This window comes from Calditrichia bacterium (assembly GCA_020634975.1).
Lineage (GTDB): Bacteria > Calditrichota > Calditrichia > RBG-13-44-9 > J075 > JACKAQ01.
The window spans coordinates 2451179-2463444 of record JACKAQ010000001.1 but is presented as its reverse complement, the minus strand read 5'-3'; the positions used below and the strand labels follow the sequence as shown (position 1 = coordinate 2463444).

11 protein-coding genes are annotated in these 12266 nt (G+C 46.4%); 5 read left to right on the top strand and 6 right to left on the bottom strand.

The genetic code is table 11. The features are described 5' to 3' along the window. The first annotated feature begins 49 nt into the window (after nt 1–49). The 5 genes from H6629_09905 to H6629_09885 all read left to right on the top strand — a co-directional run bounded on the left by H6629_09905 (nt 50) and on the right by H6629_09885 (nt 4944). A complete protein-coding gene (locus H6629_09905; protein ID MCB9068108.1) occupies nt 50–409 on the top strand; it encodes a four helix bundle protein in 360 nt (119 codons plus the stop codon). A 52-nt stretch (nt 410–461) separates the two neighbouring features. Next, complete coding sequence (locus H6629_09900) at nt 462–1574, top strand: ABC transporter permease (protein MCB9068107.1); 1113 nt, start codon at nt 462–464, stop codon at nt 1572–1574. Between the two features lie 80 nt (nt 1575–1654). Beyond that, on the top strand, nt 1655–2845 hold the full coding sequence (locus H6629_09895; protein ID MCB9068106.1) for an ABC transporter permease: 1191 nt from the start codon (nt 1655–1657) through the stop codon (nt 2843–2845). A 195-nt stretch (nt 2846–3040) separates the two neighbouring features. After that, the gene (locus tag H6629_09890; protein MCB9068105.1) at nt 3041–4522 is read left to right on the top strand and encodes a CRTAC1 family protein; all 1482 of its coding nucleotides are present in this window, start codon (nt 3041–3043) and stop codon (nt 4520–4522) included. 149 nt (nt 4523–4671) lie between these two features. Beyond that, the gene (locus H6629_09885) at nt 4672–4944 is read left to right on the top strand and encodes a hypothetical protein (protein MCB9068104.1); all 273 of its coding nucleotides are present in this window, start codon (nt 4672–4674) and stop codon (nt 4942–4944) included. Between the two features lie 60 nt (nt 4945–5004). On the opposite strand, the gene H6629_09880 is transcribed toward H6629_09885, so the two are convergent. From H6629_09880 to H6629_09855, 6 genes are all read right to left on the bottom strand, one after another. Next, nucleotides 5005–6657, bottom strand: coding sequence for a bifunctional metallophosphatase/5'-nucleotidase (locus H6629_09880; protein MCB9068103.1), 1653 nt, complete (start codon nt 6655–6657; stop codon nt 5005–5007). Nucleotides 6658–6685: 28 nt separating this feature from the next. Then, a complete protein-coding gene (locus tag H6629_09875; GenBank protein MCB9068102.1) occupies nt 6686–7255 on the bottom strand; it encodes a DUF3267 domain-containing protein in 570 nt (189 codons plus the stop codon). A gap of 122 nt (nt 7256–7377) precedes the next feature. After that, the gene (locus H6629_09870; protein ID MCB9068101.1) at nt 7378–8226 is read right to left on the bottom strand and encodes an RNA polymerase sigma factor RpoD/SigA; all 849 of its coding nucleotides are present in this window, start codon (nt 8224–8226) and stop codon (nt 7378–7380) included. A gap of 38 nt (nt 8227–8264) precedes the next feature. After that, nucleotides 8265–9320, bottom strand: coding sequence for a CapA family protein (locus H6629_09865; GenBank protein MCB9068100.1), 1056 nt, complete (start codon nt 9318–9320; stop codon nt 8265–8267). Between the two features lie 460 nt (nt 9321–9780). Further along, entirely contained in the window at nt 9781–10215 is a 435-nt protein-coding gene (locus H6629_09860) for an ATP-binding protein (GenBank protein MCB9068099.1), read from the bottom strand. A 110-nt stretch (nt 10216–10325) separates the two neighbouring features. After that, a complete protein-coding gene (locus H6629_09855; protein MCB9068098.1) occupies nt 10326–11843 on the bottom strand; it encodes a hypothetical protein in 1518 nt (505 codons plus the stop codon). Nucleotides 11844–12266: the final 423 nt, after the last annotated feature.

Below are 12266 nucleotides of genomic sequence, written 5' to 3'. Positions count from 1 at the left end.
CGGTCAGCGAATGAATATAAAAGCAATGATATCAATTGTGGAGATTAAATTGAGAGATTTCAAAAGCTTAGCGGTTTGGGAAAAGGCGCACCAATTGACTTGTGAGTTGTATTCTTTGACCAAACTTTTCCCAAAAGAGGAGCTTTACGGATTGACCAGCCAAATGCGAAGGGCCTGCGTTTCAATCACCGCAAATATCGCTGAAGGGTGCGGAAAACGAACGGAAGCTGAATTCGCGCGATATTTGCAAATTTCCATCGGGTCAGCCAGCGAACTTGAGTATTACTTCATTCTTGCAAAAGATTTGAAATACATCGATAGCGTCATTTCTGTTCAATGTGAGCAAAAAACGCAGGAAATCAAACGAATGTTAACAGGCTTTATCAAACGTCTGAAAGCTGATCGCTGACGGCTGAAAGCTGACAGCTTAGCCCATTTACCCATAATCCCATAAACCCAACATGAAAACAAGCTCCCGAATTACATCAATTTCCCGGAAAGAAGTGAGCCATATTTTGCGGGACCCACGTACGCTGAGCATCGTTATTTTGATGCCCGTGCTGCAACTGCTGATATTTGGCTATGCGCTGAATCTGGAAATCCAACGGGTGGATCTGGCGGTGCTGGATTACGATAACACGCCGATTGCCCGGGAACTGGTGGATCAGTTCGAAGGCAGCAAATATTTCCACACCTTCTATTTTGACGGGCAGCCATCGGAAATTGAGCAGCTCTTTATGCAACAAACAGCGCGCGTCGCGCTGATTATTCCGGCGGATTTTGGCACGCATATGCAACGTAACAGCGACACGCCGGTGCAGCTACTCATCGATGCGGCAGATCCCAACGCAGCGCTGAGCATCCAAAATTATTGCAATCAGGTGATCAACGCGTTCAATCGGGCGAACAATTTGCAACTCAAACTGCCGTTCGATATGCAGCCGACCATCTGGTTCAATCCGGATTTGAAAAGCAGCTACTTTTTTGTGCCGGGCATTCTCGCGTTGCTGCTGGTGATGATTTCCGCACTGCTCACCAGCATCACCATCACCCGCGAAAAAGAGATGGGCACGATGGAGCAAATTCTGGTGTCGCCGGTGCGACCGCACGAAATCATCATCGGGAAAGTGATTCCGTATATCGTGCTGGCGTTTCTCGATGCCGTGCTGATCATTTTGATCGGTATGTTTTTGTTCGGTGTGCCGTTCATCGGCAGCATGTTGCTGCTGGCGGGATTTACCACGCTGTTCATCATCACCGCGCTGAGTTTGGGGCTGATGATTTCGACGGTCGCAACCTCGCAGCAAGTGGCGATGATGTTCGCGCTGATTATCACGCTGCTGCCGACGCTGATGATTTCAGGCTTCATTTTCCCGATTCCATCCATGCCGTTGCCGCTGCAAATCATTTCATATGCCGTTCCGGCGAAATATTATCTGGTGATCGTTCGCGGCATCATGTTAAAAGGGAATACCTTCTGGCAACTGCTGCCGCAGGCGGGATTTCTGGCGGCGATGTCCGCCATTTTACTGACCGTCGCGTGGCGGCGATTCAGTTTGAATCTTGAAAAATAAAGAATGCCGCAGGCAGTAGAGGCAGTTCATGAATTGCCTCTACCCGTTTAACCAATAACGAATTCAATAAACGGTAACATATGCAACCGATTTTATACATGCTCCGCAAAGAATTCAAACAGATTTTCCGCACGCGGGAGATGCTGGCGATCATTTTTGTGATGCCGGTAATCCAGATGGCCGTGCTCGGTTTCGCGATCACCAACGAGGTGAAGCACATCAAATTGATCATTTCGGATCACGATAACAGCCGGATCAGCCGGGAAATCGCCGACCAGTTCAGCAACACGGATCGATTCAACATCGTCGGACGGGAAACGGACGGGCAGGTGATCGAATCGCAAATTCACGGGTGGCACGCGCAAATGGCGCTGATTATTCCGCCGGATTTCCAACGCGATCTGCAGCGCAACCAACAGCCCGATTTGCAAATTATCGTTGACGGGCTGGACGGCAACACCGCCGGCGTGGCGATCGGTTACGCGCAAGGCATTTTGACGGAATACGCTGCAAAATATCTGCAAAATCCGCGTCAGCAGGCGGCACTGATGGCATCGCTCAGCGCAAGTTCCGGCGATGGCGAATCGCTGCAAAACCAACTCTCCGCCGCCCAACGCAACCGCCCGCACACCGTTTCCATGCAGCAGCGAATGTGGTATAACCTCAATCTGGACAGCGCGCAATACATGGTGCCGGGCATCGTGGCGCTGCTGCTCACCATCATTTCGATGATGTTGTCATCAATCAGTCTGGTGCGCGAACGGGAGATCGGCACGCTGGAACAGTTGATGGTCACACCGCTGAAACGGTATCAATTATTGCTCGGTAAGTTGTTGCCTTTTCTGATTTTAGCGTTCATCGAATTTTTTGTGGTTTTGCAAGCTGCACAAATAATTTTTTCGATCCACATGCAGGGCAGCTACGTGCTTTTGGGTTGGATGACGCTGCTGTATTTGTTTACCACACTCGGTTTGGGCGTGTTCGTTTCGACCGTCACCGGATCGCAGCAGCAGGCATTTTTTGTGTCATGGTTTTTCCTCGTGTTCATGATAATGATGAGCGGATTGTTCATCCCCATCGAAAATATGCCGCAAATTTTACAAAAATTAACCTACCTGAATCCGCTGCGCTATTTCATCGCCATTGTCCGCGATGTTTTCCAGAAAGGGGCAACCGCGCCATTTTTAATCCGCGAAGCCCTGCCGATGGCACTGCTCGGATTACTGATTTTTACATTCAGCGTGCTCAACTTCCGCAAACGGGTGCAGTAGCCTGGATTCTGGATTCTGGATTCTGGATTACCGACAAAGTTATTTCCAGCACCTTTTAACTTTTAACATTCTTCACCCTTTATCCTTTACCCTTTATCCTTTATCCTTTTTCCATCCCTTTGGACGAATCCTTTCGCGAAAATCCGCGTAAATCCATTTGCCGCCCGAAAATTTCAACAATCCAATGAGGTAAATATGACCACGTTGCGACTGGCAACCGGATTTCTCCTGCTGTTTTGCGCCGCTGCGATGGCGCAGCCATTCACAAAAATTAGCGATCAAATCGTATCGAGCGATGGCGGCGATAGCCGCAGTGTTAACTGGGTAGATATCGACGGTGACGGCGATCTCGATCTGTTCGTCACCAACGGGCATTCGCCGGGAACGAACAATTTTGCATATGAGAATCTCGGCAACGGTATGTTTGACAAAATCACAAATTCAGCAATCGTGCAGGATAGTGCACGTTCAGATGGTGCAAGCTGGGGCGATATCGATAACGACGGCGATCCCGATGTGTTCGTTGCGAACTGGTATAACGATCAGAATCTATTTTACATCAACGAAGGCGATTGGCAATTCCGGCGCATCGCGGAAGGACCGCCGGGCGGCAGTATGGGCTTTTCGGAATCGTGCAGTTGGGCGGATGCCAATAACGACGGCTGGCTGGATTTGTTCATCGCCAACAGCGGGAACCGACAGCCGGAGCGCAACGCGTTTTATCTCGCGACTGACGGTACATCGTTCACGAAAATTTTCGACAGCCCGTTAAGCGCAGATGCTGCAGCATCCCGCAGCCCGAACTGGGCGGACGTTGACGGCGATGGCGATGCGGATATGTTCGTTGCCAATGAGGGCGATTCGCCGAACCATTTTTTCAAAAATTTGCTCAAAGAAAATGGAAAACTCGCGTTTGAAAAAATCACCGATGGCGCGATTGCCAAAGATGCGGAAAACAGCATCAGCGGTAGTTGGGCGGATGTTGACAATGATGGCGATTTCGATCTGTTTGTCGCCAATCTCGGGCAGCCGAATGTACTGTATTTGAACGACGGGCGCGGCAATTTTCAGCGGCAAAATGCGTTCAGCGACAGCAGCCGTTCGTTCGGCAGCAGTTGGGGCGATATCGATAACGATGGCGATCTCGATTTGTTTGTTGCCAACGGCTGGGCGAAAACCGGGTTGAACAATCAGTTATTCCGCAATTTATTGGCGGAAACCGGCACTGCGACATTTGAGGAAATTTCCGGCGATCCGGTGGTGCAGGACGGCGGCTGGTCTTACGGCAGCAGCTTCGCGGATTACGATTCGGATGGCGATCTCGACCTGTTTGTCGCCAAATGGCTCAACAGCAAAGACGAGAATAACGCATTGTTTCGCAACGACTTAGCGAATGAAAACAATTGGCTGATCGTTAATTGTGTCGGCACAACATCCAATCGTTCGGCGATCGGCGCAACGGTTCGCGTGAAAGCAAAGATCAACGGAAAAAGCGTTTGGCAGATGCGCCAGATTTCCGGGCAGGACAGCTATTGCGGGCAAAATCTGCAACTGCATTTCGGGCTCGGCAACGCGCAATCCGTCGATTCGCTGATCGTCAATTGGCCATCCGGCGTAACGCAAACCGTTGCGATCAGCGCAATCAATCGTTCGACAACCATTTCGGAACATCGATAAATTTTTGCCGAATTTGCAACAGAACGTTACAGGCATTACCCTTAAAAACCGGTAAATCCGGTGGAGCAAAATCACCAAATTTGTCTATTTCGCGAAATAGCGGTAAATTTTCCGGCAATTAACTATCCCCTTTAACCATTGGAGGCGCAATGGAACTTTTAATTAGCTTGTTGGGCGGCGCAGTTGGCGGGAATTTAGCCGGAGGTTTGTTGAAAAAAATGAGTCTCGGGACACTGTGGAATTCCGTAATTGGCATTTTGGGCGGCGGTTTGGGCGCTCAATTGCTGAACGCTTTGGGTGTCGCAGCGAGCACAGGCGGCGGAATGGACGTTGCCAGCATTGTCAGTAACATTTTGTCATCTGGCGTTGGCGGTGGTGTGCTGCTGGCGATTGTCGGTTTTATTCGAAAAGGGATGAAATAAACAGGGAACGAAGTAAAATCTCATTTCATAAAAAAAACGGCGCTCATCGGCGCCGTTTTTTTATCGTTCAAATTTTTTCAACCATTCTTGTGTTGGCTGATAACCGTCGTCGTTTTTCCAGCGACCGTTCATTTCGATTTCGAATGGCGAGTGGCGTTGGATGTAGCCGATAACCGCATCGCGAACCAGCGTTCCGTGGAAATTCACCCGGCTGCGCGGGATGCGTCGCAGCATCAGTAAACCGGAATTGCCCTCTAACAAATAATCACTGGTAACCACGCGATAGGTTTTCTCCGGGTCGAGCGGTTCGCCGTTAATTTCCATATAAACAACACGTTCGCCAGTTACCATTTCTTTGTTGAACACCACTTTCGCGCCGCCGATTGCCAGCCCGCGACTGTTGCCAGCAAGTTTTTGTTCGAGAATCGATTTGATATATTTTCCGTCCGCCTGAAAACTGACCATCTCGTTGCCGAACGGCAACACTTTAAACACATCCTCGCGGGAGATGCTGCCCAGTTTTATATCCGCGCGAATGCCGCCGAAATTCATGAATGCAAAATCAGCCTGAACAGCTTCGCACATGGCATCGAGAATGAGGTTGTTCATCGGCGATTCGCCAATACTGGACCGCGTGAGCGCGGTGCGGGTCACGCCGATCACTTCGCGGAATTCTTTTTCATATTCCTGCTGTTGTTCTTTTACAAACGCGGCAACCACGCTGTCCGGCCAAAACTGGTCCTGCTGCAACAGCAACAGCGAGTTTTGATCCGCCGCAAAATCGAATCCGGCGATGGATTTGGTCGGTTCATCCACATATAAATTCACCACGCCGAGGTTGCCGCCGTTGGCATAATTTTGCAGGCAAATGGTGTGATTCACCGGATCAACCCACGGCTCCTGATAGCCGCGATGCAGGTGCCCGCCCAGCAACACATCAATGCCTTTCACGAAACGGGCGATTTCCATCGCATCCACGGAGCGGTCGTTCATCACTTCTTGCTCGGTTTGTTGCTTCAACGATTCGTAACCTTCGCGAACGTCATACGGCAAGCCGACGTGCACCAGCGCGACAACCATGTCCACTTTTTCGGCGCGAAGTTCGTTCACTGCTTTTTGCAATTCGGGAATTTCCTGCCGGAATTCCAGCCCTTTGATGTTTTCGGGAAAGCTCATCGCCGCCGTACCGACATTTGCTGCGCCGGTAATACCGATGCGCAACCCATCTTTTTCGATGATCACCCAGGGTTTTACCCATTCCCACACTTTGCCGGTTTCCGCGTTGAAAATGTTGGTCGCCACCCACGGAAAATTAGATTGTTTGATGCGCTCGATAAGGTTGTCTTTTCCCTGATCAAAATCGTGATTGCCGGGCACAACAGCGTCGTAGCCCATCATATTGAAATAATCGACGACCGCTTCACCGCCGGAAAGTGTGCCCACCAGCGTTCCCTGAAAGGTATCGCCGCCATCGATGAGCAGCGTGCTGCCGCCTTCCGCCTGCACAGATTCGCGGATATTTTTGATAATTCCCGCCGCAGAAGCCGCACCGCCGAGCACCGGCGGAAATTCCGGGTTGAGGAATTCCGCTTTTTGGGGCACAATACCACCGTGAACGTCGTTGGTGAAAAATACGGTCAATCGCTGCAGTTCATCCGCCCAGACCAGGCTCTGGAGGAGCATCAGCGCCAAAATGATGAATCGTTTTTGCATGTTCATTAACCAAAATTTGATCGTTAAACTATTCATTTTCATACACATAACACCCCGCTTCAGTGGGATGATCTTCCACGAAACTGCCGGATTTTACGTTTCGCAGTAGCCACAATATAAGCATATCTCCGCCTGCGGCAATTGTAAAAAAAGAACCGAAGATTGCCCAAAATCCGCTGCCGGTGGCAACCGCGAAAACAGATGGCAGAAGCCCCACCAAAATTAGCGGCATTGCCGCACCCAGCCGGTAATGCGCAATATCAATCGGTACCTTGCAGTGTGCGTACGGCGTCAGCGTTTTCAACTGAAAACCGTATTTGATTTGCGAAAACGGTAATCGCGCGGCCAGTTGCCAGGTTAGCCCGTGAACCAGTTCGTGAACAAGAATTCCCAAAATCAACGTGGGCAGAAAATACTTCAATTCCATAAAAATATTAAAACCGTCGCGGAGCGATGACCAGCCCCAAACAGCACTAAAAATTGCTGCGAGCAACAGACCGGTTGACATGAAGGGCAGGGCATAAATATTTGCCTGCGCCATATTTACAGCATATTTCTTTTTTTGAAAATGGTCGTGTGGGAGTGTTGTTTTCAGCATTGCATCGGTCCGTTTCTTTGACAGCAACATTGTAAATTCGGGGAGAATTTAAGCGACTTTTGCCTGAAACGCAAAAAGCCCGGCGAAAAACACCGGGCTTTTTGATGAAGAATGTTTCTTCTTTAACCCAAAAATGCGCGCAACGTACGGCTGCGGGATGCGTGGCGCAACCGGCGAATAGCTTTTTCTTTAATTTGCCGGACCCGTTCGCGGGTCAGGTTAAAGCGTTCGCCAATTTCTTCCAGCGTTAGGGGATGTTCCTGTCCGAGCCCGAAATACAGTCGCACAACTTCCGCTTCCCGTTTGGTCAGCGTTGCCAATGCACGTTCAATTTCTATTTTGAGCGATTCGCTCATCAAATCCGAGTCAGGCGGCGGCTGGTGATCGTTTTGGATCACGTCCAACAACCGGTTGTCTTCGCTATTGCTGAACGGCGCGTCCATCGACAGATGGCGTCCGGAAATTTTCAGGGTATCGGCTACTTCAAAATCGGTCATTTCCAACTGCTCTGCAATTTCGCTGGCGCTGGGCTCACGTTCAAATTCCTGTTCCAGTGCGGAATAGGCTTTTCCGATTTTATTGAGCGCACCAACACGGTTGAGGGGCAGCCGGACAACGCGGGACTGTTCCGCCAATGCCTGCAAAATAGACTGACGAATCCACCACACTGCGTATGAAATGAACTTAAAGCCACGGGTTTCGTCAAAGCGTTTTGCAGCTTTGATCAACCCCAGATTACCTTCGTTAATTAAATCGCCTAAAGAGAGACCTTGATTTTGGTATTGTTTGGCAACACTAACGACAAACCTCAGGTTCGCTTTGGTTAATTTTTCGAGGGCATCCTGATCGTTTTGTTTTATGCGCTGCGCCAGCGAGATTTCTTCATCAGGCGTTAACAGGGGAACTTCCCCGATCTCCTGAAGATATTTGTCTAACGACTGGCTTGCGCGACTAACAGAACCTCTTGCCATTCTTTTTCCGTTCCCTCCGTTTAAGGTGTAAATGTTACTCAGGAATTGTTAATGCTTATCATTCCTTCGTTTGTAATACCGAATGTGCCGCTATTGAGTTCCACCGAAAGATTTTTCAACTTAAGGAAAAACGCATCGCGGTTTTCGCCGTCCAAAATTACCGGACGAAAATTTACGTCTTTATTATAAACGTTTATCGGTATTACCTGCGCTGTTGTTTCAAATGCTTCGTTTACTGTTATTTTAAAGATAAAACTATCCCGTGCACTCTCGCTGTACGAACCGAAAATAAAATTCCCCAGCGAATAGGCAATCCATTTATCTTTATATTGTTCAATTCCCTGAACAATATGTGGGTGATGCCCCAAAATGAGATCTGCGCCGTTATCGATCAGGCGATGCGCCAGTTTCACCTGATATTTTTTAGGTGTTTCCATCAACTCCTGCCCCCAATGGCAAGAGATAATCACAAAATCGCATTGTTGTTTTAATGCTCGAACGTCATTAAATGCGAATTCCTCAAATGGAAAACACGTACCTGCTGATGTATCGGATGCCCAAAATTCTTCCGGAAATGTAAGGCTGTATGCCAGAAAGCCAATCCTTTTGCCTTTGGCTTCTATTATCGCCGGTTTTCGTGCTTGCTTTAGATTTTTTCCGGCACCGGCATAATAAATAGCGTTATTTTGCAACGTTTCTATTGTTTGGTCGAGGCAAATGCTGCCAAAATCCATGATGTGGTTATTCGCCAAACTGACCAGATTTACTCCGCCATCCAATAACACCTGAACCAGTGATGGCTTAACACGAAAGGTAAATTTCTTCTCAAATGCTGTTCCGGCGGTACCAAACGGTGCCTCAAGATTTGTGAAAAAAACATCCGCGCCAGAAACTGTGTTGCGCAAATTTTCAAACGGGTAAGTGACGCCACTATCTGCAATTACCTGAGATGCCCACGATCCCATCATCGTATCGCCGGTGCCGAGAATAACAATGTCGCTTTCCGGCTGAGCCTGCAAAATGACAGCAAATCCAGGAAACAACATCAGGCAAAAAAGGATGGTGCGGAAATAGTGACGATGCGTGTTTATCATTTTTTATTTTTCTCAATTCCCAAACTGCATGTTTAAGTGTATTTTGGATGACTGTTCGCGCAGTTTGTTACACACCTTTTGTTTTTCAAAACGCAGCTAAATTTTCCGCGTTTGTAATGAATGTTCATCGGAGAATACGCGGAATAACTTTATTATTTTATATCGATTTACAAATCACCCGTCACAGAACATGCCCGATAAGTCACACGTTCTAATGCAGCTTATTGTGCATCACAATTGCAATACCGTTTGTTAACGATTTTTTGCAACAACGCGAATCTATGTAAATGGTAAAATTTGCTTCCTTTTTATCTGCGATAATTATACAGAAAAAGGTATTTGTTCGAGCTACAAATATTTCAGCCACAGCCCGGTAAAATACGAGAAACAAGATAAAAAACCTATACTAAAAAATATTTCAGGAATTAACCACAGGAGGGGAATTCAACAATGATGAGGATCAATTTTGATCGATATATTCTGTTAAAACAACGGTTGTGCCATTTGCCGTAGGATGGATTTCCACTTCGTCAATCAAGTTTTTCACTAAAAAGATGCCGCGCCCACCCAACTTCCACAAATTTTCCGGATCAATCGGGTTTTCTATCGCTTCAGGATCAAATCCACTGCCCTGATCAATAACCGAGAATTTAATGCAATTACCTAAAAAAAGCACTTCCAGAGTTACTACCTTATCCGGTGCAAATTTATTGGCGTGAATGATGCCGTTGTTAACCAATTCCGTAACGGCGATTGCAAGGTTATCACTTTGATCAACACTCAATCCGGCTTTTTTGGAAATTTTTTTGACAAACTTTTCCACATCCGGCAGATGACGCTGATCGCTGGGAATTACCAAACGCTCAGTTTGTTGCGACTTCTCGGATTTTTTCATAATGGCTCACAATCGTCTTCTTTTCATTCCCGGAAAATATAGAAAATGCCCTTCAATGAAACAAACGCTAATTTGACAGAATATTTTAAACCTGTTTTTCTAACCAAAATTTATCGTTTTTCAGTAAACAGCGCATTCAGATTTTTTTGTAAAACATGCTGATAATACCATGCAAAAAAAATAGTTGCTCCCCAAAAGCGTTTCCCGGCACTTTTGTTTGCAGCTTGTTTTTCTGATTCAACAAGCTGTTTCAGATAGACTTGGTTGATCGGCATATCCGAAGATAAAATCGCAGAACTCAAAAGATTGGCAAGCTTATCCAATTGCCCCTGATGCCAGTAATAGCTCGGATAACCAACCTTTTTGCGTTCTTTAATCTCCATTGACAATACATCCGCAAAAAAATATTTGATTAGTGATTTTTCTTTTGATTTATCATTGCTGCAGCGCATGTGCAGTGGTATTCTGGCACCAATTTTCAGCAACCGTTCATCTGTAAAAGGTGTATGAATTTCCATTCCTGTATGTGATTCAATATTTGCAAACAATCTTAGCGGCTTTTCCGGTAAATGATTTCGGAGCATTCCAAAAACAACCAGATCGTTTGGCTCATCAATCTTGTGTGAAACTGTTAAATCCAGGCTTGATGCTATATTATCCATTGTCAAATGGCTTGTGAAAGGAAACAGGGCATGAATATCTTCCAGCGCTAAAAATCGTGATAGCATTTTCAAATAGTTATGCGCGTCCGATTGATCATTATCCCAAACTGCCGACAGTTTTTTGGGTCGAATTCGCTCAAAAACAGCTCCAGCTGCACTGCCGTTAAAAATTGATGTCAACCCTTTCTTTTGTAATTCTGTGGATAAAAAATGTTTTGTGAAAACATTTGGTGTCAACAGAAGTTCCGCATCCCGTGGTAACAAATCGATCAAATGGTCAGCGATCGGGAATTGGCTTTTGATTAGCAAATTTGAATGGGAAAACTTGAATTGCTTTGCAACACTTTCCGAAAAAACAACATCCCGCAGATAATCAATTCGCGGATGTTTAATATCAATGCCAAACGTAATTGAATGCACTTTTTTTTGTAAATCGCGCGAAAGTACTGCACCAACCACAGTAGAGTCGATACCGCCGCTCAACCACAAACCGACATCTTCAACCCCGTCGGTTTGCTCTCGTAAAACATTGAGAAATTCATGGCGAAATTCATCGCGAAATGTATTTATGGATTCATTTGTTGGCGCAAAAGCGGGTGGTTCCCAATATTGCTGTTGCGAAATGAATCCATCGGAATTTATCGTAAGTCGCTCTGCCGGTTTAACCTTGAATATGTTTTTGAACAGTGTAAATTTTGAGGGAATATATCCCAGCAAAAAAAACAACGCGATTCCCTCCGGTGACAATTCCCGCTCGCCAACAGCTTTTTGCAAAACACCCAAATGATTGCTAAACAGCAGTTTACCGTTTGTTTTTGAATAATACAGTGACTGAAAACCCAGGATGTCCCGCTGCAAGTGCAGCAGCCGACTTTGAACATCAAATGCGGCAAGTGAATATTTTCCGCGCCAAAAATTGAATTGCTGCTCATCCCGTATTTGAGCACCAGTACCGGATTTGCTCACCCCGGGTTTATTTGAGCATGTTACAATCCAGCGATTTAATGAAGAATTCCTGTTATGCTTTGGGGGTTCTGTGGCAATGCCTTTTGTTTCAACAATTGCATAATTTTGGGAGGTGTATCCGACAGTTTCTGAATGGGTAAAATCTGATAAAATCTGTTTTAACTTTTCGAACTGTAATTTATCATTCCCATATAATAAGCTTCCCAAAAAGCGTTTCATCGAAATTACCCTTATCTATCATTTTTTTTAAGTTTTGATGGTCAGATTAAAAAAACGTATGAATGTTTACAAAAAACCATTTTATTTTGAATTGATCAAGCGCAATTTTATTGAAATGTTTTATCGGGAGTAATTCATACCGCGATGTGCGCGGCATACATTATTGGGAAACACGCATATTCTTTTGCTAATCCTGAAATCGAA